This window comes from Ideonella margarita (genome assembly GCF_038066635.1).
GTDB lineage: Bacteria > Pseudomonadota > Gammaproteobacteria > Burkholderiales > Burkholderiaceae_C > Ideonella > Ideonella margarita.
This window is the reverse complement of record NZ_JBBUTI010000009.1, coordinates 54,843-77,311: the sequence shown is the minus strand read 5'-3', so window position 1 is coordinate 77,311 and position 22,469 is coordinate 54,843. Positions and strand designations below refer to the sequence as shown.

Sequence of the window (22,469 nt, the reverse complement as noted above, 5' to 3'; positions counted from 1 at the left end):
GATGAGCGCTCACGACAACAAGCAGCCCAACCGCCGCACGGCCCTGGGGCTGCTGGCGGGTGGCGTGGCCAGCGGTGTAGCTGGCAACTTGGCAACCACGCTGGCCAGCCCGGCCCACGCCAGCACCAGCGCCGGCCAAGGCCTGCTGGTATGGATCAACGGCGACAAGGGCTATGAGGGCATCGCCCGCATCGGCGAGCAGTTCACCCGCGACACCGGTGTGCCGCTGCGCGTGGAGCACCCGGAAAACGGCGTCTCCAAGTTCGAGCAGGCGGCCGCCGCCGGCAAGGGCCCGGACATCTGGATCTGGCCGCATGACCGCGCCGGCAGCTGGGCCCGCTCGGGCCTGATCAGCCCGGTGGCGCCTGCGCCCGCCTTGCGCCAGCGCATCGAGCCGCTGGCCTGGGACGCCTGGCAGATGAACGGCCGCACCTGGGGCTACCCGCTGGCCATCGAAGCCGTGGCGCTCATCTGCAACCGCCAGCTGGTGGCCGCCCCGCCGCGCACCTGGGACGAGGTGATGGCGCTGGACCGCCGTCTGCGCCCGCAAGGCCAGCGCGCCATCATGTGGCCGTACAACGAGTTCTTCTACACCTACGGGCTGATCTCGGCGGGTGGCGGCTACGCCTTCGCCCGCCGTGCCGATGGCAGCTACGACCCCCGCGACACCGGCGTGAACCACCCCGGCACGCGCCAGGGCATGGCGGTGCTCAAGCGCATGGTCGACGAGGGCATGATTCCGCGCACCGCCACCTACGCCGAATCGGAAGCGGCGGTGAACGAAGGGCGCGTGGCCCTGACGATCAACGGCCCCTGGGCCTGGAACAACCTCAAGAAGAGCGGCATTGAATTCACCGCCGCCGAGCTGCCCGCCCTGAAGGCCGGTGGCGCCCCCGGTGGCCCGATGGTGGGCGTGCTGGGCGCGATGATCAGCGCCAGCAGCCGCCAGCCGGTGCTGGCCACCGAATTCATCGAGCACTACCTGATGAGCCTGCCAGGCTTGCGCGCCATGAACCAGCACGTGCCGCTGGGCGTGCCGGCCGACAAGGCGCTGTATGAAGAACTCAAGGGCGACCCCCTGATTGCCGGAGCCCGCGCCGCTGCGCTGCGTGGCCACACGATGCCGAACCTGCCCGAAATGGCCCGCTTCTGGACGGCCATGAATGCCGCCGTGCAAAACATCACCCAGGGCCGCGAGAACGTGGACCAGGGCCTGGAACGCGCGGCCCGCCGCGTGCTGGGTGCGGCATGAGCACCACCACCTCCCCCACCCACGTGGCGCGCCCCGGCAGCTGGCTGGCCCGTGTGCTGATCGTCCTCGGGCTGCTGGCGGTGCTTGCCGTGCTGGGCCTGGTCACGCTGCTGCTGGCCGCCCATCAGACGGCATGGGCCGCAGGCGTGCTGGCCGCGCTGTGCGTGGCTGTGCTCATCCATCTGTCGCCCCGCCTGTATGCCTGGCGCTATGTGCTGCCCGGCCTGCTGGCCGTGGCCGTGTTCATCGTGCTGCCGCTGGCCTACACGCTGGCCATCAGCTTCACCAACTACAGCTCCACGCACTTGCTGGCCTTCGAGCGAGCCACCCAGGTGCTGCTGGCGCGCTACGACAGCGAAGGCCTGGGCATGGCCTTCGAGCTGCGCCGTGAGGGCGACCAGCGCCGCCTGGTGCTGCAGGACGACCAGGGCCAGCACTTCGTCAGCCCGCCCTTCAAGGCACCCGTGCTCGGCACGGCTGCACCCACGGAGCCGCTGACCCTGCTGCGCCAAACGGCTGAAGAAGCCCGGGCGACGCCGGGCCAGGTGGCCGGCCCGCGCGAGCTGGTGGCCGAGCGCGACCTGCTGGCCGGCATCGCCCTGATCGGCGCCGACGGCCGCACCTACCGGCAAGCCAGCCTGCACCGCTTCATCGACCAGAAGCGGCTGTACGTGCAGGAGCCCGACGGCCGGCTGCGCGACATGCGCGACAACAGCCTGCTGAGCGCCGATATGGACGCCGGCTTCTGGCGCCGTGCCGACGGCAGCGCGCTGGAGCCGGGCTTTCGCAGCAGCGTGGGCTGGGACAACTACCGCCGCATCTTCGGCGACGAGAAGTTCCTGCAGCCCTTCCTGCGCGTGTTCGCCTGGACGGTGTCCTTCGCCGGCCTGAACACCCTGCTCACCTTTGCGCTTGGCTTGGTGCTGGCGGTGGCGATGAACTGGGACGCACTCAAGGGCCGCAGCGCCTACCGGCTGGGCCTGTTCCTGCCGTACGCCGTGCCCGCGTTCATCTCCATCCCCGTGTTCCGCGGCCTGTTCAACGAGAACCTCGGCGAGATCAACCTCGTGCTCGACATGCTGTTCGGCGTGCGCCCGGGCTGGTTCAGTGACGCCACGCTGGCACGCTCGATGGTGCTGGTGGTCAATACCTGGCTGGGTTATCCGTACATGATGATCCTGGCCATGGGCCTGATCAAGGCGATCCCGGAAGAGCTGTACGAAGCCTCGGCGCTGGCCGGCGCCGGCCCGCTGACCAACTTCTTCCGCATCACGCTGCCGCTGATCGCCCGCCCGATTGCGCCGCTGCTGGTGGCCTCGTTCGCCGCGAACTTCAACAACCTCACGCTGATCGCGCTGCTGACCGAGGGCGCGCCGGACTTCCTCGACACCGACGTGCCCGCCGGCGCCACCGACCTTCTGGCGAGCTACACCTACCGCATCGCCTTCCAGGACGGCGGCCAGAACTACGCGCTGGCCTGTGCCATCTCGTCGCTGGTGTTCCTGATCGTGGCCGGTCTGGCCATCGTCAACCTGCGGCTGTTCAAGCAGAAAGACGCGGCCCGCTGAAGGCCGCAACGGAGACCCCACCATGGCCATCGTCATCAAGAAATCCCAGCGCTGGCGCCTGCTGGCCATGCACCTGTTCCTGATCTGCTTCGTCGGCCTGAGCCTGCTGCCGCTGTTGATGATCGTGTCGATCTCGCTGCGCCCGGGCAACTTCGCCGGCGGCAGCCTGATCCCGAAGGAGATCAGCTTCGAGCACTGGCGCCTGGCGCTGGGCCTGCCCGTGATGGACGCCAACGGCCAGCTGGTGCCGCCGCCCTTCCCGGTGCTGCAGTGGATCTTCAACTCGGTGAAGGTGGCGCTGATCAGCGCGGTGGTGTCGCTGCTGCTGTCGGTGACGAGCGCCTACGCCTTCGCCCGCCTGCGCTTCGCCGGCCGGGGTTTGATGCTCAACAGCATGCTGCTGCTGCAGATGTTCCCGTCGGTGCTGGCCCTGGTGGCCATCTACGCGCTGTTCGACCGCATCGGCGAGTTCGTGCCCGCGCTCGGCCTGAACAGCCACTGGAGCCTGGCGCTGGCCTACACCGGTGCGGTGGCCCAGCACATCTGGCTCATCAAGGGCTATTACGACAGCGTGCCGCCGGACCTGGAAGAAGCCGCCTCGGTGGACGGCGCCAGCCGCCTGCAGGCCTTCATCCATGTGCTGCTGCCGCTGTCCCGGCCCATCCTGGTGGTGGTGTTCGTGCTGGCCTTCCTCGGCGCGATGATCGAATACCCGATCGCCTCGGTGCTGATGCACGACGAGCAACAGCTGACGCTGGCCGTGGGCTCGCGGCTGTTCCTGTTCAACCAGCGCTACCTGTGGGGCGACTTTGCCGCCACCGCCATCCTGGCCGGCCTGCCGCTGACGCTGCTGTTCGTGGTGACGCAGCGCTGGCTGGTGTCGGGCCTGACCGCCGGCGGGGTGAAGGGATGAGCGAGACCAGCTTCACGCTGCAGCATGCCGAGGGCGGCGTGCGCATCCGGGTGCTGGCCCACGGCGCCACCTGGGCCGCCTGCCACGTGCCCCTGCCGGGCGGCGCTGAGCGCAGCGTGGTGCTGGGCTTTGACCAACACACCGACTACCAGCGCCAGCAGGCCTACATGGGCGCCACGGTGGGCCGCTGGGCCAACCGCATCGCCCACGGCACCTACACAGGGCCAGATGGCGAACTGGTGCACCTCAGCCGTCACCCCGGCAGCGAGCACCACTTGCACGGCGGCGCGGAAGGATTTGATCAACGCACCTGGACCGTGCTGCACGCGGCCGCTGATGAAGTGCGGCTGGGCCTGGTGTCGCCAGCCGGCGACCAGGGCTTTCCGGGCACGCTGCACTGCGAGGTGCGCTACCGCTTGAGCAGCCCAAGCTGCGTGGAAGTGCAGTTCACGGCCAGCGTGGATGCGCCCTGCCCCGTCGGGCTGACCAACCACGCCTACTTCAACCTCGACGGCCAGCCCACCGATGTGCGCAGCCACCAGCTGTGGCTGAACGCCGCCGCCGCCCTGCCGGTGGATGAGCGCCTGGTGCCCACCGGGCCACCCGCCGCCGTGATCGGCACACCGCTCGACTACCAGACCACCAAGCCCATCGGCATGGCGCTGGACAACGCGTTCCTGCTGAACCCGGCGTCGTCTGCGGCTTCAGCCACCGAACCCGCTGAACCAGCCGCGGAGCTGACCAGCGCCGACGGCCTGCTGCGCCTGCGCGTGCACACCAGCCTGCCCGCGCTGCAGGTGTACACCGGTGAGTTTCTGGGGGCCTGCACGGCCGGCTGCTCGACCACCTGGGCGCCCTTCCGCGGCGTCGCCATCGAGCCGCAATACCTGCCCGACAGCCCCAACCACCCCGAATGGCCGCAGCCCAGCTGCTGGCTGATGCCGGGGCAGACCTGGCAGCACCACATCCGCTACGAATTCGACCTGCCCGGCGCCTGAGCGCCCGGCGGTTCTCCCCCATCCGGCCACACAGGCTGGAGGCCGGGCCGACGCTGCCACCACGGCGCGCGGCCCGGTTTCAACGCAGAAACGGAGACATCGATGAAGACGCAACAAGGTGCCGCACGGCGGCGATTTCTGGGTGGGGCAGCCACCTTGGCGCTGGGCGGCCTGCTGCCGGTGGCAGGGGCGGCAGCCACCTTCGCCAAGGGCGCAGACGTGAGCTGGGTGGACGAGCAGGAGGCCGCCGGCTTCAGCTTCTACAACGCGGCCGGCACGGCCACCGACCCCTTCGTGCTGCTGAAGAACCTCGGCACCAACGCCATCCGGCTGCGCGTGTGGGTGAACCCCAGCACCGGCTGGTGCAACGCCGCCGACACGCTCTACAAGGCACAGCGGGCCAAGGCGCAGGGTCAGAACATCATGCTGACCTTCCACTACAGCGACAGCTGGGCCGACCCCGGCCAGCAGACCAAGCCCGCGGCCTGGGCCTCGCACAGCTTCAGCCAGCTGGTGACGGACGTGTACGCCCACACGCAGGGCGTGCTGTCGTACCTGAAGACCAACGGCATCACCGTGACCTGGGTGCAGGTGGGCAACGAAATCAACAGCGGCATGCTGTGGCCCGACGGACGTGCCAGCGGCAGCAGCTTCGGCAACCTGATCCAGCTGATCAACAGCGGCTACAGCGCGGTGAAGGCGGTCTACCCGAATGCGCAGGTGGTGCTGCACCTGGCCAATGGCTACGACAACACCGTGTCGCGCTGGTTCTTCGACGGCATGAAGGCCGGTGGTGCCAAGTACGACGTGATCGGCCTGAGCCATTACCCCACCGCCAGCAACTGGTCGAGCCTGAACAGCCAACTCAACACCAACATGAAGGACATGATCAGCCGCTACGGCAAGCCGGTGGTGGTCGCTGAAACCGGCATGGACTGGCAACAGGCCACCGCGTCGAAAGCCATGATGACCGACCTGCTGAAGAAGGTGCAGGCACTGGGCACCAACGGCGTCGGCGTCTTCTACTGGGAGCCCCAGGCCTCGCCGGGCTGGAAGGGCTACACCTGGGGCGCGCTCGACGGCTCGGGGCGGTTCACCGCGGCGCTCGACCCGTACTGATCCCGCGCGGCGCGCCAGGCCGCCAGCGCCGGCGCCGGCAAGGCGGGCGAATACAGGAAGCCCTGCAACTCGTCGCAGCCGGCGTCGCGCAGCACCCGCGCCTCGCTTTCCAGCTCCACACCCTCGGCCACCACCTTCAGGCCCAGGGTGTGGCCCAGGCTGATGATGGCCAGCGTGATGGCGCTGTCGACCGGATCGTCGAGCATGTCGTGCACGAAGCTGCGGTCGATCTTCAGCTTGTCGATCGGGAAGCGGTTCAGGTAGGCCAGGCTGGAATAGCCGGTGCCGAAGTCGTCGATCGACAGCGTCACGCCCAGGCGCCGCAAGGCATGCAGCCGGCGCAGGTTGGCCTCGGCGTCCAGCATCACCATCGATTCGGTCAGCTCCAGCTCCAGCAGGCCGGCTGGCACGGCGTGGCGCAGCAGGCTGTCACGCACCTCGTCCACCAGCTCGTCATGCTGCAACTGCCGCGCCGACAGGTTGATGGACACACACATCGGCGGCTCGCCCTCGGCCCGCCACGCGCTGATCTGCGCACAGGCCGCCTCGACCACCCACTGCCCGATCGGCACGATCAGGCCGGAGTCTTCGGCCAGCGGAATGAACTGGTTGGGCGGCACCATGCCCAGCTCGGGGTGGTGCCAGCGCAGCAGGCCTTCCACACCCGCGAGCTGACCCGTCCGGGCGTCCATGCGCGGCTGCCAGTGCAGCTGGAACTGCTGGTGCTCCAGCGCGTTGCGCAGGTGGCCCATCAGCTGCAGGCGCGCCTGGGCCCGCTCGGTCATGGTGGCGGTGAAGAACTGGGCGTTGTCCTTGCCGCTGGCCTTGGCCTGGTACATGGCGGTGTCGGCATGCCGCATCAGCTCATCGAGGTCAAACGCGTCGTCCGGGAAGATGGCCACGCCCACGCTGCACGAGACATGCAGCTCGGTGCCCTCCACCTGGTGCGGCGCGCGGATGAGCGGAATCAGCCGCTCATGCACCACCTGCATCACCTCGTCGGTGTCGGCCACATCGGCCAGGATCACCACGAACTCGTCGCCCCCGAGGCGGCTGACAGTGTCACCGGCACGCACGGCCTCCAGCAGGCGCTTGGCCACCGATCGCAGCAGGCCGTCACCGATGTGGTGGCCGAGCGAATCGTTGATGTCCTTGAAGCCGTCTAGATCCAGGAACAGCACCGCCACCTTGCGGCTGTGCCGATGGGCCTGCTGCACGGCCATGCGCAGGCGCTCGGTGCACAGGCTGCGGTTGGGCAGCTCGGTCAGCACGTCGTGCTCGGCGAGGAAGCGGATGCGGGCTTCGCTGCGCTTGCGGTCGGTGATGTCGATGCTGGTGATGATGTAGTGCGAGACCTCGCCCAGCCCCGGGCGACCGGCGCTGGTGCCCTGCCGCACGGCGCTCACCATCAGCCAGGCGGTGTAATCGGTGCCATTGCGGCGGCGCACCGCGCCTTCGCCCTGCCAGGTGCCGCGCAGCTGCACCGTGGGCCAGGCCACGTCAGGAAAGTGCAGCGCCTCGGGTCGCTCGCCCACCACGTCCTGCAGCTCCAGGCCGGTCTGGCGGCTGAAGGCCTGGTTGACGGTGAGCGTGCGGTGGTCGGCATCGATGATGACGATGCCTTCGCTGGAGGCCTCGAACACCTTGGCCCACAGCTGCAGCCGGCGCTCCATCAGCTTCAGGTGGTTGATGGGCGCAAAGGCCGTCACCACCGCATCGCGGCCCTGGTACTGCAGGCAGCGCGCCGAGAGCACCGCCCAGGCTGGCTCGCCGCCCGCCGTCCAGCGCACCTCGAACTCATCCACTGCGCCGCGGTCCTGCAGCTGCTGGAAGAAGCGGGCGCGCACCTGCGGCTCCAGCCCGCGCTTCCAGGGGTCGCTGCGCTCATCGCCCAGCCAGGCCTCGGCGGGCGTGTTCAGGTGCAGCACCTCGTGGCCCGGCACGGCCGTGACCATCAAGGGAATGGGCGTGGCCTCCACCAGCGCATGTTCCACCTCGGCCGCACGGGCGCTGGCGGCCAGCTCCTTCTGCACTTCGCGCTCGCGGTCAAGCTGGGCCAGCATGTCGTTGAAGGCGATCACCAGCCGGCCGATTTCGTCGCTGCTGTGCCACTGCGCGCGCAGGCGGTGATCGCCGGTGCGGCGCACCGTGTCGGCCACGCCCGCGAGGTGGCGCAGCGGGTTGGCGATGTGCCGCGCCACGAAGGTGACGAGCCCGAGGATGGCCAGCAGCAGCGTGAGCGCGGTGCCCAGGTGCAGCCACATGCGGTGGTAGAGGCTGTCGATGCGCTTGTTGAGCAGGCGGCTCATTTCCTCACCGGCTGCGGCCCAGTGGGCCTGCAACGCCCCCAGCAGTTCACGCTGGCTCTGGCGTGCCAGATCGCGGCGTTCCTCATTGCCGGGGTCTTCGGCCGACAGGCTGGCAGCCAGGCGGAACGCGCCCATGGCCCTTACCAGCGCACGCTCACGCGGCTCCAGCGCGGCACGCAGGGTGTTGTCGCCGGCGGCGTAGGCCTCGGCATGGTCGGCCCGGATGCCCTGCATGGTGGCGTCGAGCCGGCCTTCGAGAATCAGGTAGCGGGTGCGGGTATTGGCCTCGGTGGCGCCCAGCGCATGGATCTGCTCCAGCAGCTCAGGGAAACGCAGCGCCAGCAGCGACATCGTGTAGTAGCTGTCGAGGTCCGGGTCGAGAATCAGGTTCGACTGGTTGGCCACGCGGGTCAGCAGATCACGCCCGGCCACCAGCACCTGGTCCACAGCGGGGTCGGCACGGCGCGCGGTGCTGGCCTGCAGCAGGCGCAATTGCAGCGCAGCCGCCAGCTCGGCACTGCCCATGCCATGGCCCAGCGCCTGTTCAGAAGCCGCCACCTGGGTTGACGCCCCCGACAGCGAGGCTTGCGCAGGACCATGGCCCGCACCGAAGCGCGCCGCGTCGATCAGGCCATCGCGCAGGCCCGTGACATAGGCGTTGCCCTGCACTTCCTTGCGCGCGAAATCGATGGCGATGAACTTTTCGCTGATCAGGATGCTGCTGACGAAGATCACCGCCGTCAGGTCCAGCAGGTAGATCAGCATGAGCTTGCGGCCCACGCTCAGGCGCGAGATCAACTTGCTGAAATCAGGACGCGGCATACGGTGTACTGCAGGGGGGAACATCTTCCTTCGGCACTTTTTTCGGCAACCCAAGGCCTGATTGGGCAGAACGTTGCGCAGGACACGACTTCGGAAGGCGGGACGGCCCTGGTTACAAGCAATTACCGTGCACGCAAGCCTGCGAAGGCCGATAGACTGGGACCACCACAGCCTTCAACCAGGAGTCCCCATGAGCTTGACCATCGCCCTGTCCATCGCCGCCATGGCACTCGTGGTCATCGTCTGGGGCGCCCTGAAGGCGGCCCGCCATGCAGCGTCGGGGCCACGGCCGGGCAACGCCGGTGGCGCCGCCAACCAAGGCTATTACGGGGCGGCAGGTGCCGTGGTTGCTGACGGCGGCAGCGCTGCCTGCGTCGCCGATGGCGGCGGTGCGGGCTGCAGCTGAGGCCGCAATCGCCCGCCGCAGCCGAGCGTCAGGGCCTGGGCTTGCTGGCCGACGCCGAACGCAACAGCCCGAGTTGCCGCTGCAGCCACACCTGGCTGTCCACCACGGGCTCGGCGCCGCACTTCACGTGGTACGGCTTGCCTGATGAGCTGCTCTTGCTGGCGGCCTGCTCGATGAACTGCTCGGTGCTTTGCAGCGTGCCGCGGCCCTCGATGTAATCGAGCTTGCGCAGGATGTGGCTGACCGCCTCGGCGCCGGTGTACCAGCTGCCGTTGCGGTCGAACTGGCAACCCGAGGCCTGCAGGCGGCCCATCAGTGCGTCGATCTCGGCCTTGATGGGCGCAGGGGCCGGTGCGGCGGCCACGGGCACCGTGGCGGTGGCGATCAGCGCGGTCGATATCCACAGCGCTGCCAGCCGGGCAACAAGAGCAGGTTTGATCATGTTCACAAGGTGATGGGTTGATGCAGGTTCAACGTCTGGCCAGCCACACGCCGTACACCGACAGGGCCATGCCCACCAGCGCCAGCCCGGTGAGGGTTTCACCAAACAGCGCCCAGGCGATGAGCGCGGTGGTGGGCGGGGTGAGGTAGAACAGGCTGGCCACGTTCACGGCGCTGCCGCGACGGATGAGCACGTTCAGCAGGCTCACCGCGCCCAACGACAGCACCAGCACCAGCCAGCCGAGTGCAAAGGCGAACTGCGCCGTCCAGTGCACCTGCATGGTCTCGGTGGCACCAGCCACCAGCGCTGTCACCACCAGGCACGGCAGGAACTGGATGACCGAACCGGTGCGCAAGTCAAACGCCGGGCAGAACTTCTTCTGGTACAGCGTGCCGGCCGTGATGCCCAGCAGCGCCACCACAGCCGGCAGCAGCATGGCCACCAGCGCGCCACCCGTGGCGGTGGCGGCCACCTTGTGGGCCACCACCAGCGCCACGCCAGCAAAGCCCAGGCCCAGGCCAGCCCATTGCGCAGGCTTCACGCGCTCACCCAGCCAGGTGCCGGCGCCCAGTGCGGTGAGCACAGGCTGCAAGCCCACCACCAGCGCCGTCACGCCGGCCGGCAAACCGTGGCTGATGGCCGTGAACACGCCGCCCAGGTACACCGCATGCACCAGCAGGCCAGACACGCCAATGTGCAACCACGCCTGCCGCGTGGCCGGCCACGGTGCCCGGGTGAACAAGGCCACGCCGCCCATCAACACCAGCACCAGCACATAGCGCAGCGAGAGGAACGTGAGCGGGCCGGCGTCTGGCAAACCAAACTTCGCACCGATGAAACCGGTGCTCCAGAGCAGCACAAACAGCAGCGGAAACAGCGGGCTGGCAGCAGGCGGCGCGGGCGGGTTTGGTGCAGTGCCAGTGGGAAGACGGCTCATGGGCAGGGCGGCAGGTGCGGGGTCAGAGGTGGGATCGTGCTACCGGTGAAGTATCGGCGACGGGAAGGATGGGCTCAGGGCGCAAAATGAACCAACGCGTGCGGCTCAGCCCACGCCCACTCAATCAGCACAGGGAAACTCACCATGAATGACCCCGAGAAGCAGGTACTCAAGGCGCTCGACACCTACAAGTCGGCAGTGCTGGCCAAGAACGCTGAAACGTTCATGCACCTGTACGACACAGATGTCAGAGTGTTCGACACCTGGGGGGTGTGGTCGTACGAAGGCGCTGCGGCATGGCGCGTTGCGGTGGAGGGCTGGTTCTCATCGCTCGGCACCGAGACCGTGCGCGTCACGTTCGACGACGTGAAGATCTCGGGTGAGCCGAGCTTCGCCGCCATGACCGCCGTCGCGAGGTACGCGGCGTTTTCGGCGGCAGGCGAAGAGCTTCGGTCCATGCAGAACCGCATCACCTGGGTGCTCAAGTCACGCGGCCATGTCTTGCGTGTGGTGCATGAACACACGTCCGTCCCGATCGGGTTCGAGGACACCAAGGCCATTCTCAACCGCGAAGGCAAGGCGTGAGCTGATCGTTGCCTCGCGCAACCAGCCGGCAAACCAGACACCCAACGCCAACCCCATGCGTCGTCACCCCGCCTTCTCAACTGCATTGGCCGCAGCTGCCGGCATCTTCATGCTGACGCTCCTCGGCGGCCTGTTCACCCCCGGCTACAGCCATGTTTCGCAGTTCATCAGCGAGCTTGGTGCATCGCAGGCGGCCCATGAATATCCGGTCCGCCTCATCGGCTTTCTTCCTGCCGGCGTCACGCTCCTGGCCTTCTGCTGGTTCGCGCACCGCGCCCTGCCCAAGGCTTCGTTGACGAGCGCAGCACTCATCGCGCTGGCGGGGCTGCTCACCCTCTCGCCGACGTCGAGCCTCGTCGGCCTCAGCCAGCGAGCCGTTGAAGTGGCTGTGCTCGGCTGGGTGGTGGCGTGCGGGTGGTACATCGATGCACGCTCACGCGTTGCGGCTTGACCCCTCGCTCAAATCACACGCCACTCAAGGACGCCCATGCGCATCAGTTGCCACCTCACCTTTGATGGCCAATGCGAAAACGCATTCCGTGCGTACCAGTCGATCCTGGGCGGCGAGCTGACGACCCTGCTCACCTTCGGTGATTCGGCGCTGGCCGCGCAAGTGCCTGAAAGTTGGGCCACCAAGATCCTGCACGCCACCCTGTCCCTGGAAGGGCAAGAACTGCTGGGGTCCGATGCATTCCCGAATGAAGCGGCGGGCCACCAGGGCTTTGCCATCACCCTGAGCCTGAGCGACCCGCTGCGGGCACAAAACGCCTTTGCGCAACTCGCCGATCAAGGGCACATCAAGATGCCGCTGCAGCCCACGTTCTGGGCGGCACTCTTCGGCGTGGTGATCGATCGGTTCGGTGTGACCTGGGAGATCAACTGTGGCCAGCCAGATGGGCACCTGCCACGGGCACATGAAAGTGACAGGGACGCCGACGCCGTCTCACCGCCAACGTTGGGCACCTGAATGGTCTTCTTGAATCTCCCCTGCAAACCCAGCCGCCCGATGCGCAGTGCGCTCCTCGCTCTGCTTCTGATGCCGGTCAGTGCCAGCGCCCTGGAGCGTGACCTGCTGAACGCTGTCGAATCGGTGGGGGGCATCTACAGCAGCATCTATATCCACGAAGCCGGGCACGCGCTGGTCTACCAGGCGCTGGGGGCGTCTGACGTGAGCATCGAGGTGCCGCGACGAGGAACGATCTTCAGCGGCCAGACCTCGGGCAAGTTTTCTCGACCGCTCACCCAAGGGGAGCGGCAACTGGCAGCGGTGTCTGGCCTGGCCGCCGCCAACCTGGCTGGTGAGCTGGTGCTGCAGCGCCCCGGCCTGCATCGCTCACCCTATGCGCAGGCGGTGCTGGGCACGGCGCTGATCTCGAACGTGATGCACGTGACGCAGTACTACACGAAGATTCGCGGGGTGGGTGGCTATGCGGGCAATGACATCGATGAGTACGAGCTGGCCGGCGGGAACCCGCATGTGATGTCGGCCGTTCTGGTCGGCTACACCGTCCTCGCGATGCGTCGAATGCAAAAAAAAGAGATTCCGCTCTTCTACGTCAACTTGCGCTTTTAGGCGGTTTGAGGCTTCATCGAACACTTTCTCGCGGTCCATGTCTGGCAAGAGCGGGGTGACGCTGGAGCGCGGGCAGAAGGTCTACTTCAGGCTCGATGGTCGCCGCGCCTTGCTGCTGGAGATCAATGATGAGCAGGACGGCCAGATCGTGGTGGTCAATGAGCTGGTTGCGAAGCGCACCGCCGAGCTGGCCCTGAAAAAGTAGCTCGTAAGGGGCCACCGCAAACGGGCGGCATCCGCCAAATCACACCGGCCCGTTTCAGCACTTTGCTTCAGCCACGCTGGAACAAGGTCCCTGAAGCCGCAATAATCGCGGGTTGCCTTACCCCGGAGAACGCGCGTGAAAACCTACGACATCGAAGTGCAACGCCTGAAGTCGCTGCGCCACAACAACGGCCTGATCGACATCGGTATCGATGCCCTGGTATTGCCCCGCCCTGTGCGCGAAGACAAGGTGCCGTCCACCCATGTCAGCTTGTCGGTGGAAGACGCGCGCTCGCTGCTGCTGCTGCTCAAGCAGCAATTCGCCGAGCTGGACAAGCTGCAACCGCGTAGCCGCCGCTCAGGCCGCTGCTGATCGCTTCGGGCGGTGCTGTTTCAGCGCTCACTTTGAGCACTGAGTTCCAGCACTGAGTTTCACCGCTCGTCCGGCAACAAGGCCTTGGCCGCCTCAATGCGCAGGGCCATGTCGACACCCGCATCGTTCATCACCGCCAGCAAGAACTCGCGGGCACTGGTGTGCACTGCAGCGCCAGCCAGCCCGGTTGAACCCGCAGCTTGATGAGTTGATGCCGCCACGGCCGCTCCCGCTGACTTGGCCTGATCAGGCTGCAACGCAGCTTCAGCGCCGGGCGGGTTCAAGTGCTCATCGAGCCGCGCCAGCGCAGCCCGGAACGCTGGCGGCGTGATGCTGCGCAGGCGCACCAGCACATCGGCTTGGCCCTCGGGGCTGGGCGGGGTGTCGAGCCAAGGCTCGTCACTGAAGATCGGGGCCAGGTCAGGCGCCACGAAAGTCGACCAGCAACCCGCACGCACCTCTTTGACGGGCAGGTGCTCGGGCGACACCGCCATGCGAACGCGGTCGGTGGCCACATCGGCCAGGTAGCGCTGGCGCAGCGCCTTGAGCAAGGCCACGGCCTGCGAGGCCGCCACGGGCTCGGCAAACGAGAACCACAGCTGCATGCCGTCAACACCCGACACGGCAATGGCCGGTGCCGGCAAGTCCAGATCAGCCTGCACGCCTTGCCACACGGCCGCCAGCTCACCCCAGCGTGCCGGCCTTGAGAGCTCCAGCAAGGCAGCGCGCACGGCACCTGCCGGCACTGCTGCGACGCCCTCTGGCGAAGGCAGCAAGAAGAGGCGCGCCAGTTCAGACTCAAATCGGTTCATGGGGCTCAGGCCTTGTCGGGGTTGTTCGCCACAGCCGCCACAGCCGCCGAGGCAGCGCGCAGGGCATCAGGTAGGCCGTCGTGCGGGCCGAGGGCCTCGGCCGGAGCATCGGCCCACCAGTCTTCCGGGCGCAGATCTGCACGGCGCGACGGGTTCAGCGGGTAGGTGATGCGGTTGGTGGCTTTCGCGGCCTCGCCGCCCACCAGCAACACCACGTCTTCGGTTGAATTGTTGATGAAGCAGTGGCTGATGCCGGTGCCCGCCGGGAAGGCCGCAAAATCGCCCGCCACCATCGGGTGCAGGTGCCCGTCGATCCAGGCGCCCACCTGCCCGCTGACCACGTAGACAAACTCTTCCTCGTCCGACTCGGCATGCGGCCACGACGAGCGGCTGCCCGGCGGCAAGCGCTGCAGGTTCACCCCCAGCCGGGCCAGACCGGCCGCACGCCCCAAGCTGACGGACGGCCCCATCGGCTCATCGCTTTGCGGATAGACGTGGGTGTAGGGCGCCACATCGGCGGCGGAGATGATGAAGGAAGGGCGCTGGCTCATGCAGCGGATTTTGCTGCATGGGTGGGTTGCGGAGGATCGGGCGATGCCGCCGCGTTGATGCGAAGCTGTCAGAACCCGAGCAGATCGCGCAGCGAGGTGACAACCACCGCAGCAGCCAGCCACGCACCGATGCGCTTGAGCAGCGCGGTGTCGATCGTGCCGGCGGACACGGGCTCAGCGCGCACAAAGCCCACCACGAAGGCGTGGGCCGGCAATGCAATGACCAGCAAGGTGGCCACGATGAGCTCCACCCCGCCCGCAGCGCCCGGCCCACCAAATCTGGCCCACACCAAGGGCCAGGCCAGGGCAGCCACCACGCCGGCGATAGCGGCGGTCAACAGGGTTGGACGAAGGTTCACGAAGGCACTCGGTGGTGGGTGGCGGTGCGCGCATGATGCCACCGGCCAAGGCGGCCGATCACAGCGCCAAATCACTGCACCCGGTAGTCGTCGAGGTTGAACGGCGGTGGCCGTTTTTCAGGCCGCAACACGATCCAGATGACGATGCCCAGCGGCCAGGCCACGACCATCACCAGCAGGGCCACAAAAAGCGGTGGCTTGCCGCGGTTGCGCGCATCAAGATAGGCCCAGACGCCGCTGTAGACCCAGGCAAGCAAGCCCAGAACCACGGGCAATGACTGAACGAGCGTATCCATGTTGTTGAAGGGTGGTGCGGGTCGAAGTTCGGTGCGGTACTGTGCTGTGCTGTACGGGTCAGCAGTGCGCAGCCCGATGGACAGCGGCATTGCGCGTCGCCCAAGCGCCACGTCAGGCCGGCTGGTTCCTAGCCCGCCCTCATCCATCCGCGTGGCTGCGAAGAGTCGATTGACTCTCGCGCAGCATGGCTGCGCCTGCGGATTGGCGCTGTGAGATCTGGCGGATATGGCAAGCAGCTAGGCCTCAGGCTGTCGATATCTCGGCCCCAGCAGGTGGCGTGCCATGGCATGCGTCAGATGTTTGACGAACGGACGCTTGCCCGTGGTCTTCAGCAGGAAGTACTCGCCTGCCGGAGTTCGCACGATCTGGGTCAGGTAGAGCGCCTCAATGCGGCGATCGACATGAGCCACGGTTTCCGATTGATCAAGGACCTCGGCCTTCTCTGCATCCAACGCCAACCGGGCCACTGAGCTGTGCACCTGAACGGCTCGCAACTCGGCAACCGCCGCCTCCCGGTACGGCGCCACCTGGTGCTCAGGCAGCGACAGGAAAAAGTTGAGGAAGCTCATCGGGCTTGCGGCCATTGCCACACATCGAAGCTATTGACTGCACCATGTACCGCTCGAGCGATGTTAAACCGCTGACAAACGTCGCCGCTGAAAGCGCCGCGCGTCCGGCGGCGCTGGGCTCAACGACCAGCGCCGCCGCACCCGCTTACTGGCGGAACTTGCGCACCAGCTCCTGCACCGTCGGGCCGCCAGCCTGCGCGCCGCTGGACACCTTGATGATGCTCAGCGTGCGCTCGGCGCCGGCTTCCAGCGTGGCGTGGTGCACCGCCTGCAGCAGCAGCCAGACCTTGTCGGCCGGGCCTTCCACCACGGTGCCCAGGCCATGCACCTCATAACGCAGGCCCGAGGCCTGGATGATGGCGATGGCCGCATCGACGTACTTGTAGCGGTCTTCAGGCGTGCCCACGGGCCGCGGAATGACCTGGATCTCCGCGATCATGTGCTGGCTGGTGGATACCGGCGCAGGCTTGGGCGCCGCAGGAGCAGCAGGCGCGGAAGGCGCTTGCTGCGCCCACGCCGTGCTGCCGGCCAGCAGGGCCAAAGACAAGATGGAGCGCCGAAGGCGACGCAGTGGCGAAAAAGTTGGATGTGCCATGTGCAATTCATGCAGATGACAGGTCGGCGAGCGCCCGGGGCTGCCATGCCGGCACGAGAAAGAAATGGCCGGCGAGCCTTCGAGCGTGCTTCCCTGCGCGAGGATTACCTCAATCAGGTTCAAAGGGACTCTCTCAGTCGGCACACCTTGCGGCCTGGCCAACACCCCCAGCGGATGCCCGCATCAAACACCCGGAAGGTGCTGGTGCAAGCGGGTCGATTCTAAGGACGCGTTCGCAGGCTTCAGGCTTTGCGACGCAGGATTTTTTGTCACAGCAGTTCAGTGCAGTGGCAGACATCCACTTCGTCGAATGGCTGCCGCGCAGCGGACTCAGCGACAGCTCAGCGACAGCGCAGCGATGCGCGACGGGCCTCGGCCCATTGCTTGCGCTGCGCGATTTCGTCCAGCGAGAGCGGTGGGCGGATCTCGTGGCGCATCGAGTCGAGTGTGCGGATGCGGTCGAGCAGTGCATCACATTCGCGCTCACTGCCGGGCACCGGGCCACTCTGGATGCCGATGATGCCGCCGGGGCTGGCCACAGGCAGCGGCCGGGTCAACTCAGCCACCGATCGCCGGGCCACGCTGACCTGATCCTCGAACGGCATGCCGTCCGGAACGCTGACGATGCGCTCGATGTGAGCACGGTTGCGGTTGCAATGTCCATTCGACCAGAACTGATTGCCGCTGTAGTCCTTGCACAAATAGAGGCTGGCGGCCTGCACGGGGGCGGGCCATGCCGCAGCCACGATCACTGTGGCTGCGGTCCAGCACGTCAGACGACGAATGCGGAACTTGATTGGGAGGTGTTGTTTCGTTCGGGCCATGATGGCGAGAGGAGAACTCAGCAAGAAGGGCGAGGCGCGCACAGAAGACGGCAGCCGACGCGGAGCGCATATTTTTCTCTCATTCCTCTGCAACCAAATTCCCATTTCGCGCCAAACACGCCACACGCAGCGTGCAGATGCCGTGCTTGTCGGCCATGCTTTCCCAAGGCCTCCTGGCAGGCGCCCGCACAACCGGCAAGCGGCCCCTAGGATGCCTTTGAGCTGATTCCGCGCACGTCGACACACCCCCAGGCGCGGAAGGAAGGAGGCAGCGTGTCCCAAGTCCCTCAGAACGAGGCGCCCGAGCCGCGGCACGAGCTGTGGCTGATGGCCATCCGCGAGGGCTTCGTGGCGTTGCTGCCGCTGACCTTGCTCGGCGCGGCGGCCAGCACCCTGGCGAACCTGCCCAGGGGCGCCGATTGGCTGACCCATGTCTTGGCCATCGACATGCTGGCCGCCGCCCGCACGCTGCTCAACACCACCACCGGCATCATGGGCCTGATGTCGGCCATGGTGATTGCCATGCGCGTGCTGGCCATCCGCGGCGACAAGCAGGACGCCGATGCGCGCAACCTCGGCAGCATCGCCGCCATTGCCGGCGCCGGCTTTCTCATCGCCGTGATGCCCCGCACCGGCCTGGATTTCCGCGAGCTGGGCTACGGGCGAATCCTGCAAGGCATTCTGGTGGGCGTGGGCACGGCCGAACTGTTCATCTGGTCGGCGAGGTGGATGCCGCTGCACGACCGCCTCAGCACATTCGCCGTGCTCGGCCTGCCACTGCGGCCCGCGCTGCGCATGTCGCAATTTGCTGCCATGGCCCTGCCACTGATCTACGTCGTGTTCGAGCTCAGTGGCTGGCTCTGGCAGTGGGGTGTCGGTCAGTTCGGCGGGCCGTTGATGGCGCTGATCGAAGCGCACCGGCCGCCCGGCACCGTGCTGGATGTGGCGCTGGCGTTGATCAACCAGCTGATGTGGGTATGCGGCTTGAACGGCGGGCAGGTGTTGCTGGAATTTGCGCAGCATTCGGGCAATGCCCTGGTGGCAGCCACCGGCGAAACCAACATCGGTGAACGCGCCAACCCGGCCTTCGTGAATGCCTTTGCCCACCTCGGCGGTGCGGGCGCCACCTGGGGCCTGATCTTCGCGTGCCTGCTGGCAGCGCGTGACCTGCCGCTGCGCCAACTGGCGCTGGCCTCCATCGCACCGGCCCTGCTGAACGTGAACGAGTTGCTGCTGTTCGGCATGCCGCTCATCTTCAGCCAGTTGATGCTGCTGCCCTTCGTGCTGGCACCGGTGGTGAACGTGGTGGTCTCGCAAGCCCTGCTGAACCTGCTGGGACTCTCGCTCGACAGCAGCACCGTGGTGTGGAGCACCCCGGTGTTCATCTCGGGCTATGCGATGACAGGCAGCTGGTGGGGCGCGGGCATCCAGCTGCTGTGCATGGGCATCTCCACGCTCATCTACATCCCCCATGTGCGCCGGCTGGTGGACGCACGCAATGCCCGCCAGCGCGCCGCCATCAAGTCTCACCTCAGCACCCTGGCCAGCGCCACCGACACGGGCAGCGGCTTTCTGGAAAGAACCGACGAGATCGGCACCCTGTCGCGGGCGCTGGTAGCTGATTTCCGCCGGCACCTTGGGCAGAACCGGCTGACCGTGGTCTACCAGCCGCAACACGACATCGACGGCCAGCTGATCGGCGCCGAAGCCCTGCTGCGCTGGGACCACCCCTTGTGCGGGCCGGTACCGCCTGACGTGATCGTGCGGCTGGCGGAAGAGTGCGATCTGATCCACCAGCTTGGCGCTTCGGTGCTGGAGCAGGCCTGCGCCGATCTGGCCGCGTGGCGCCGGCACTCGTCCCTGCGCTTTCCCATCAGCGTGAACATGTCGCCCGTGCAGCTGGAAGACCCGGCCTGGGTGGGCATCGTGCTGGCCAGCCTGGCGAAACACGGCCTGGCCCTGGGTGATCTGGAACTGGAGATCACCGAGGGCCGGCGCGTGTCGTCGTCGCCCCAGGCAGACGCCACGCTGGCCGCGCTGGAGCGCGAAGGCTTCCACCTGGCCATGGACGATTTCGGCATGGGCTGCACCTCGCTGCTCTACATGCAGCGCTTCCGCATCCGCACCATCAAGCTCGACGGCTGCCTGACGCGCGACATCGAGCACCAGCCCGTCAACCAGGACATCGTTCGCGCCGTTGCGCAACTGGGCCGGAGCCGCGGCGTGACAGTGCTGGCCGAGTACGTTGAATACCCCGGCCAGCGCGATGTGCTGCACCGCCTGGGCTGCCATTACTTCCAGGGCTGGCTCTACAGCCGCGCCCTGCCCCACGCCGAGTTCCTGTCCTACCTCGACCGCGTGGCCCTGAAACGGTCAGGCCCACGGTCATGGATGCCCACCTGATGAGCTATGTTCAACGCCTGCTGCGCACCGACCCGCTGACCACGGAAAAGACCGCCGACCTCGACCACTACCTGCCCGCCATCGCCCGTGATCTGGACCGCGTGCTCGGCCGTCGCATGCTGATGGCGGCGTCCACATCGTTCCTGGGGTACGGCTTGCAGGCCTGGCTGTTGCGCGACGTGGTGCCCGGGCCCATCCTGCTGGCATGGGTGCTGACACTGGCCGCCATAGAAAGCCTGAACGGCACCATGGCCTGGCGCCTGCAGCGACGCACCATCCGCACACCTGGCCTGGCGCCCCTGAAACTGGCGGTTCGCTGCAACCTGCTGTTGCTCGGCTCCGCCTGGGGCACCGTGCTGCTGTTGCCCCACGTAGCCGCTGACCCGGTGACCATGCTGCTGCACGGCATGGGACTGGCACTGGCCATGGTGCTGGGCATCTACAACCTCTCCACCGACCGCTGGAGCTACGCCGCCCTCAGCGGCGGTCTGGTGCTGCCCGGCGTGCTGGGCTGGCTGTGCCTGGACAGCATTCCGCGCGAGATCGGCGTGTGCGGCCTGACGCTCTTTCTGCTCTGCCAGTTCTATGCCGCCACCACTGGGCGCCTGGTGCGCAGCATCCTGCTGTCGAACCGCATCAGCAAGGACGTGGCCCGCCAACTGGCCGACAGCAACCACCGGCTGGAGCAGCTATCACACCAGCTCAAGCTGGCCGCCTCGATAGACCCGTTGACGGCTTGCCTGAACCGCCGCGCGATGATGCGCGAGCTGGAACGCGAGGCCGCGCGCGTGCGGCGCAACGCCACCCCGTTCTGCGTGGTGTTCCTCGACCTCGACCACTTCAAGGCAGTCAATGACCAGCACGGCCACGCCGCTGGCGACGCGGTGCTGAAAGTGGCTGCGGAGGTGTTCAAGGGGCAGCTGCGGGCCACCGACATGGCCGGGCGCTGGGGCGGCGAAGAATTCGTGCTGATGCTGGCCGCCACCAGCCTCAGCGCGGCCGTGGCCAAGGCAGAAGGCATCCGGGTTGCGCTGGCAGACACCCCCATCCCCGTGGAAGGCGGGCTGCTGCGCATCACCACCTCGGTGGGCGTGGCGGCGTTCAGGCCGGGGCAGACGCTGGAGGCGTTGATCGCTCAGGCCGACGCCCGGCTCTATGACGCCAAGGCCGCCGGCCGCAACTGCGTGCGCAGCTGAACCCTCAGCGCAGCAGCTGCCAGGCCAGCCCCAGCAGGCCCGACACCAGCACCACCCGGATCACGCTCCACTTGGCACGAAACAGCGCCCAGGCGGCGGCCGCACCGATGATGGCCGCAGGCCACTCGAACGCACCGCCCCAGCCCGCCGGCCACAGTACGTGGTACGCGAAGAACACCGCGAGGTTGACGATGACCCCCACCACGGCGGCCGTGATGCCGGTAAGCGGCGCGGTGAAGCGCAGGTTGCCGTGGGTGGACTCGATGAACGGCCCGCCCAGGAAGATGAACACGAACGAGGGCAGGAAGGTGAAGAACGTGACCACGCAGGCGGCCACGGCACCGGCCAGCGGCAGGGCGGTCGGCCCGAACAGCTCCCGCGTCCAGCCGCCCACAAAACCGACAAAGGCCACCACCATGATCAGCGGGCCGGGCGTGGTTTCGCCCAAAGCGAGGCCGTCGATCATCTGCGGCGCGGTCAGCCACTGGAAGTGTTCCACCGCGCCCTGGTACACATAGGGCAGCACCGCGTAGGCGCCCCCAAAGGTCAAGAGCGCCGCCTTGGTGAAGAACCAGCCCATCTGCGTGAGCACGGCGTCTGCCCCCAGCCAGGCCCACAAGCTGCCCAGCGCCACCGCCCACAGGCCCAGGCCCACCCCCAGCACGCCTGCAAAGCGTGCCCAGGTGAACAGCGCATGCGGCGGCGTGGGCGTGTCGTCGTCGATCACGGCCGGTGCGCTGGAATCGCCCGCCTTGCCGTGTCCGCCACCCACGGCGAATTTATCAGGCGCAAAGCGGCCACCGAAGTAGCCCACCACGGCGGCCGCCAGCACGATCAGGGGGAACGGCAGGCCGAGCGCGAAGATGGCCACAAAGGCCGCCGCGGCCAGCCCCCAGAGCCAGGCGTTCTTCAGTGCGCGTGAGCCGATGCGCACCGCCGCCGACACCACGATGGCCGTCACCGCCGGCTTGATGCCGTACAGCACCCCCGCCACCGCCGGCACCTGCCCGAAGGCCAGGTACACCCAGGTCAGCGCGATGAGCAACAACAGCGACGGCAGCACGAACAAGCCGCCCGCCACCAGGCCACCCCAGCGGCCGTGCATCAACCAGCCGATGTAGGTAGCGAGCTGCTGGGCCTCCGGCCCGGGCAGCACCATGCAGTAGTTCAGCGCATGCAGATAGCGCTTCTCGGAGATCCAGCGCTTGCGCTCCACGAGGTCCTCGTGCATCAGCGCAATCTGGCCTGCAGGCCCCCCAAAACTGACAAAGCCAAGCCGCAACCAATAGGCTGCGGCTTGGCCGAAGGTGGGCCTGGAAGGTGAGGTGTCGCTCATGCCCCGGAGTTTAAGGGCACGGGCTC

Annotated in this window: 25 protein-coding genes and 1 riboswitch; of the genes, 14 read left to right on the top strand and 11 right to left on the bottom strand. The window is 67.3% G+C overall.

From position 1 onward, the window contains the following. Window position 1 precedes the first annotated feature (1 nt). From malE to AACH00_RS13955, 5 genes are all read left to right on the top strand, one after another. Window positions 2-1,252 carry a maltose/maltodextrin ABC transporter substrate-binding protein MalE gene (gene malE / locus AACH00_RS13975; protein ID WP_341399774.1) on the top strand — a complete coding sequence of 417 codons (1,251 nt, stop codon included), beginning with the start codon at window positions 2-4 and terminating at the stop codon, window positions 1,250-1,252. Then, window positions 1,249-2,820: a maltose ABC transporter permease MalF gene (malF, locus tag AACH00_RS13970; protein WP_341399773.1), complete on the top strand. Its 1,572-nt coding sequence runs from the start codon at window positions 1,249-1,251 to the stop codon at window positions 2,818-2,820. Before malE ends, malF begins: the two co-directional genes overlap by 4 nt. A gap of 22 nt (window positions 2,821-2,842) precedes the next feature. Beyond that, entirely contained in the window at window positions 2,843-3,733 is an 891-nt protein-coding gene (gene malG, locus AACH00_RS13965) for a maltose ABC transporter permease MalG (RefSeq protein ID WP_341399772.1), read from the top strand. Further along, complete coding sequence (locus tag AACH00_RS13960; protein ID WP_341399771.1) at window positions 3,730-4,731, top strand: galactose-1-epimerase; 1,002 nt, start codon at window positions 3,730-3,732, stop codon at window positions 4,729-4,731. The genes malG and AACH00_RS13960 overlap by 4 nt, the downstream gene beginning before the upstream one ends. A 102-nt stretch (window positions 4,732-4,833) precedes the next feature. Beyond that, the gene (locus AACH00_RS13955) at window positions 4,834-5,850 is read left to right on the top strand and encodes a glycoside hydrolase family 53 protein (protein ID WP_341399770.1); all 1,017 of its coding nucleotides are present in this window, start codon (window positions 4,834-4,836) and stop codon (window positions 5,848-5,850) included. On the opposite strand, the gene AACH00_RS13950 is transcribed toward AACH00_RS13955, so the two are convergent. Beyond that, entirely contained in the window at window positions 5,790-8,981 is a 3,192-nt protein-coding gene (locus AACH00_RS13950; protein WP_341399769.1) for an EAL domain-containing protein, read from the bottom strand. The two genes, AACH00_RS13955 and AACH00_RS13950, sit on opposite strands and share 61 nt — an antisense overlap. 190 nt (window positions 8,982-9,171) lie before the next feature. Here AACH00_RS13950 and AACH00_RS13945 point away from each other — a divergent pair, with 190 nt between their 5' ends. After that, window positions 9,172-9,387 carry a hypothetical protein gene (locus AACH00_RS13945; RefSeq protein ID WP_341399768.1) on the top strand — a complete coding sequence of 72 codons (216 nt, stop codon included), beginning with the start codon at window positions 9,172-9,174 and terminating at the stop codon, window positions 9,385-9,387. Between the two features lie 28 nt (window positions 9,388-9,415). Here the strand turns inward: AACH00_RS13945 and AACH00_RS13940 are convergent, their stop codons facing one another. Both AACH00_RS13940 and AACH00_RS13935 read right to left on the bottom strand, forming a co-directional pair. Beyond that, window positions 9,416-9,829, bottom strand: coding sequence for a DUF5329 family protein (locus AACH00_RS13940; RefSeq protein WP_341399767.1), 414 nt, complete (start codon window positions 9,827-9,829; stop codon window positions 9,416-9,418). A gap of 28 nt (window positions 9,830-9,857) precedes the next feature. Continuing rightward, window positions 9,858-10,766: a DMT family transporter gene (locus AACH00_RS13935; RefSeq protein WP_341399766.1), complete on the bottom strand. Its 909-nt coding sequence runs from the start codon at window positions 10,764-10,766 to the stop codon at window positions 9,858-9,860. A 144-nt stretch (window positions 10,767-10,910) separates the two neighbouring features. On the opposite strand from AACH00_RS13935, the gene AACH00_RS13930 reads away from it, so the two are divergent. The 6 genes from AACH00_RS13930 (at window position 10,911) to AACH00_RS13905 (ending at window position 13,501) form a co-directional block, all read left to right on the top strand. Next, complete coding sequence (locus tag AACH00_RS13930; protein ID WP_341399765.1) at window positions 10,911-11,351, top strand: YybH family protein; 441 nt, start codon at window positions 10,911-10,913, stop codon at window positions 11,349-11,351. A 55-nt stretch (window positions 11,352-11,406) separates the two neighbouring features. Then, window positions 11,407-11,802 (top strand): DUF998 domain-containing protein, encoded by a 396-nt coding sequence (locus tag AACH00_RS13925; protein ID WP_341399764.1) that lies wholly within the window; start codon window positions 11,407-11,409, stop codon window positions 11,800-11,802. 36 nt (window positions 11,803-11,838) lie between these two features. Beyond that, a complete protein-coding gene (locus tag AACH00_RS13920) occupies window positions 11,839-12,318 on the top strand; it encodes a VOC family protein (protein WP_341399763.1) in 480 nt (159 codons plus the stop codon). Then, window positions 12,319-12,924 carry a hypothetical protein gene (locus tag AACH00_RS13915; protein ID WP_341399762.1) on the top strand — a complete coding sequence of 202 codons (606 nt, stop codon included), beginning with the start codon at window positions 12,319-12,321 and terminating at the stop codon, window positions 12,922-12,924. A gap of 37 nt (window positions 12,925-12,961) precedes the next feature. After that, window positions 12,962-13,129, top strand: coding sequence for a hypothetical protein (locus tag AACH00_RS13910; RefSeq protein WP_341399761.1), 168 nt, complete (start codon window positions 12,962-12,964; stop codon window positions 13,127-13,129). Window positions 13,130-13,264: 135 nt separating this feature from the next. Further along, window positions 13,265-13,501, top strand: coding sequence for a hypothetical protein (locus AACH00_RS13905; RefSeq protein WP_341399760.1), 237 nt, complete (start codon window positions 13,265-13,267; stop codon window positions 13,499-13,501). A gap of 59 nt (window positions 13,502-13,560) precedes the next feature. Here AACH00_RS13905 and AACH00_RS13900 read toward each other — a convergent pair whose 3' ends face one another. The 7 genes from AACH00_RS13900 to AACH00_RS13870 form a co-directional block, all read right to left on the bottom strand. Further along, a complete protein-coding gene (locus AACH00_RS13900; RefSeq protein ID WP_341399759.1) occupies window positions 13,561-14,313 on the bottom strand; it encodes a hypothetical protein in 753 nt (250 codons plus the stop codon). Window positions 14,314-14,318: 5 nt separating this feature from the next. Then, window positions 14,319-14,864: a cupin domain-containing protein gene (locus AACH00_RS13895; RefSeq protein ID WP_341399758.1), complete on the bottom strand. Its 546-nt coding sequence runs from the start codon at window positions 14,862-14,864 to the stop codon at window positions 14,319-14,321. Window positions 14,865-14,932: 68 nt separating this feature from the next. Further along, on the bottom strand, window positions 14,933-15,223 hold the full coding sequence (locus AACH00_RS13890) for a hypothetical protein (protein WP_341399757.1): 291 nt from the start codon (window positions 15,221-15,223) through the stop codon (window positions 14,933-14,935). A 71-nt stretch (window positions 15,224-15,294) separates the two neighbouring features. Continuing rightward, window positions 15,295-15,519 carry a hypothetical protein gene (locus AACH00_RS13885; RefSeq protein WP_341399756.1) on the bottom strand — a complete coding sequence of 75 codons (225 nt, stop codon included), beginning with the start codon at window positions 15,517-15,519 and terminating at the stop codon, window positions 15,295-15,297. A 237-nt stretch (window positions 15,520-15,756) separates the two neighbouring features. Then, window positions 15,757-16,089 carry a hypothetical protein gene (locus AACH00_RS13880; RefSeq protein ID WP_341399755.1) on the bottom strand — a complete coding sequence of 111 codons (333 nt, stop codon included), beginning with the start codon at window positions 16,087-16,089 and terminating at the stop codon, window positions 15,757-15,759. Between the two features lie 145 nt (window positions 16,090-16,234). Then, the gene (locus AACH00_RS13875; RefSeq protein WP_341399754.1) at window positions 16,235-16,684 is read right to left on the bottom strand and encodes a thiamine-binding protein; all 450 of its coding nucleotides are present in this window, start codon (window positions 16,682-16,684) and stop codon (window positions 16,235-16,237) included. Between the two features lie 73 nt (window positions 16,685-16,757). Next, window positions 16,758-16,863: riboswitch (TPP riboswitch) on the bottom strand. A gap of 162 nt (window positions 16,864-17,025) precedes the next feature. Beyond that, a complete protein-coding gene (locus tag AACH00_RS13870; protein WP_341399753.1) occupies window positions 17,026-17,430 on the bottom strand; it encodes a hypothetical protein in 405 nt (134 codons plus the stop codon). A gap of 351 nt (window positions 17,431-17,781) precedes the next feature. Between AACH00_RS13870 and AACH00_RS13865 the strand changes: the two genes are divergently transcribed. Both AACH00_RS13865 and AACH00_RS13860 read left to right on the top strand, forming a co-directional pair. Continuing rightward, the gene (locus tag AACH00_RS13865; RefSeq protein ID WP_341399752.1) at window positions 17,782-19,911 is read left to right on the top strand and encodes an EAL domain-containing protein; all 2,130 of its coding nucleotides are present in this window, start codon (window positions 17,782-17,784) and stop codon (window positions 19,909-19,911) included. Next, complete coding sequence (locus tag AACH00_RS13860; protein WP_341399751.1) at window positions 19,911-21,107, top strand: GGDEF domain-containing protein; 1,197 nt, start codon at window positions 19,911-19,913, stop codon at window positions 21,105-21,107. Before AACH00_RS13865 ends, AACH00_RS13860 begins: the two co-directional genes overlap by 1 nt. Window positions 21,108-21,111: 4 nt before the next feature. Here AACH00_RS13860 and chrA read toward each other — a convergent pair whose 3' ends face one another. Then, window positions 21,112-22,443: a chromate efflux transporter gene (gene chrA, locus AACH00_RS13855; protein WP_341399750.1), complete on the bottom strand. Its 1,332-nt coding sequence runs from the start codon at window positions 22,441-22,443 to the stop codon at window positions 21,112-21,114. Window positions 22,444-22,469: the final 26 nt, after the last annotated feature.

Bases quoted from the DNA above. Each gene is read 5' to 3' on its own strand.
- malE (WP_341399774.1), top strand. From the start codon at position 2: ATGAGCGCTCACGACAACAAGCAGCCCAACCGCCGCACGGCCCTGGGG.
- malF (WP_341399773.1), top strand. From the start codon at position 1,249: ATGAGCACCACCACCTCCCCCACCCACGTGGCGCGCCCCGGCAGCTGG.
- malG (WP_341399772.1), top strand. From the start codon at position 2,843: ATGGCCATCGTCATCAAGAAATCCCAGCGCTGGCGCCTGCTGGCCATG.
- AACH00_RS13960 (WP_341399771.1), top strand. From the start codon at position 3,730: ATGAGCGAGACCAGCTTCACGCTGCAGCATGCCGAGGGCGGCGTGCGC.
- AACH00_RS13955 (WP_341399770.1), top strand. From the start codon at position 4,834: ATGAAGACGCAACAAGGTGCCGCACGGCGGCGATTTCTGGGTGGGGCA.
- AACH00_RS13950 (WP_341399769.1), bottom strand. From the start codon at position 8,981: ATGCCGCGTCCTGATTTCAGCAAGTTGATCTCGCGCCTGAGCGTGGGC.
- AACH00_RS13945 (WP_341399768.1), top strand. From the start codon at position 9,172: ATGAGCTTGACCATCGCCCTGTCCATCGCCGCCATGGCACTCGTGGTC.
- AACH00_RS13940 (WP_341399767.1), bottom strand. From the start codon at position 9,829: ATGATCAAACCTGCTCTTGTTGCCCGGCTGGCAGCGCTGTGGATATCG.
- AACH00_RS13935 (WP_341399766.1), bottom strand. From the start codon at position 10,766: ATGAGCCGTCTTCCCACTGGCACTGCACCAAACCCGCCCGCGCCGCCT.
- AACH00_RS13930 (WP_341399765.1), top strand. From the start codon at position 10,911: ATGAATGACCCCGAGAAGCAGGTACTCAAGGCGCTCGACACCTACAAG.
- AACH00_RS13925 (WP_341399764.1), top strand. From the start codon at position 11,407: ATGCGTCGTCACCCCGCCTTCTCAACTGCATTGGCCGCAGCTGCCGGC.
- AACH00_RS13920 (WP_341399763.1), top strand. From the start codon at position 11,839: ATGCGCATCAGTTGCCACCTCACCTTTGATGGCCAATGCGAAAACGCA.
- AACH00_RS13915 (WP_341399762.1), top strand. From the start codon at position 12,319: ATGGTCTTCTTGAATCTCCCCTGCAAACCCAGCCGCCCGATGCGCAGT.
- AACH00_RS13910 (WP_341399761.1), top strand. From the start codon at position 12,962: ATGTCTGGCAAGAGCGGGGTGACGCTGGAGCGCGGGCAGAAGGTCTAC.
- AACH00_RS13900 (WP_341399759.1), bottom strand. From the start codon at position 14,313: ATGAACCGATTTGAGTCTGAACTGGCGCGCCTCTTCTTGCTGCCTTCG.
- AACH00_RS13895 (WP_341399758.1), bottom strand. From the start codon at position 14,864: ATGAGCCAGCGCCCTTCCTTCATCATCTCCGCCGCCGATGTGGCGCCC.
- AACH00_RS13885 (WP_341399756.1), bottom strand. From the start codon at position 15,519: ATGGATACGCTCGTTCAGTCATTGCCCGTGGTTCTGGGCTTGCTTGCC.
- AACH00_RS13880 (WP_341399755.1), bottom strand. From the start codon at position 16,089: ATGAGCTTCCTCAACTTTTTCCTGTCGCTGCCTGAGCACCAGGTGGCG.
- AACH00_RS13875 (WP_341399754.1), bottom strand. From the start codon at position 16,684: ATGGCACATCCAACTTTTTCGCCACTGCGTCGCCTTCGGCGCTCCATC.
- AACH00_RS13860 (WP_341399751.1), top strand. From the start codon at position 19,911: ATGAGCTATGTTCAACGCCTGCTGCGCACCGACCCGCTGACCACGGAA.
- chrA (WP_341399750.1), bottom strand. From the start codon at position 22,443: ATGAGCGACACCTCACCTTCCAGGCCCACCTTCGGCCAAGCCGCAGCC.